We start from the raw sequence: 685 nt of genomic DNA, 5'->3' as shown, positions 1-685 counted from the left end.
TTTCCGGATGCGGTATCCTATAACAGGTTTGTGGAACTTGAAAGCCGTGTGTTCTTCAAACTGATGTTTTTCCTTAAGCTTTATGCCTTTGGCCGCTGTTCGGGTATCAGTTTCGTGGACAGCACGATGATTCCGGTCTGTCATAACCTCAGACGCTATGCCAACAAGGTTTTCAAGGGCATGGCCACGGACGGGAAGGGGACGATGGGGTGGTGTCACGGGTTCAAGCTGCATTTCACCTGCAATGACCGGGGAGAAATCATCACCTTCTGTCTTACCGGAGCCAATGTGGATGACAGGAATCCCAAAGTCTGGAACGTACTTGCCAAAGAGCTGTACGGCAGGCTTTTTGCTGACAGGGGGTACATCTCTCCAAGACTTTTTGAGGACCTTTTTAAAGATGGCATACATCTTGTTACAGGAATCAAAGTGAACATGAAAAACAAACTGATGCCATTTTGGGATAAAATCATGTTGCGTAAGCGTTTTGTCATCGAGTGCATTAATGACATGCTCAAGAATACAGCAAAATTAGTACATTCAAGACACAGGTCCATCAATAATTTCTTAATGAATCTTGTTGCGGCATTGGCAGCATATTGCTTTTATGACAATAAGCCTGAAGCATTGCAGGGATATACCATTGAACATACAAGACAATTGGTTTTGTTTTAAGATTATCCCG

The 685-nt window shown here is 43.8% G+C and carries 1 protein-coding gene; it reads left to right on the top strand.

Going from position 1 to position 685, the window contains the following annotated elements:
- On the top strand, nt 1-675 hold a 675-nt coding region (locus QUW60_RS15055), incomplete at its 5' end, for an IS982 family transposase (RefSeq protein WP_289561517.1).
- Nucleotides 676-685: the final 10 nt, after the last annotated feature.

The sequence above is a fragment of the Bacteroides gallinaceum genome (assembly GCF_030373775.1).
GTDB classification, from domain to species: domain Bacteria; phylum Bacteroidota; class Bacteroidia; order Bacteroidales; family Bacteroidaceae; genus Phocaeicola; species Phocaeicola excrementipullorum.
Note: the sequence above shows the minus strand (reverse complement) of the source record. Positions and strands in the feature narration are given on the sequence as shown.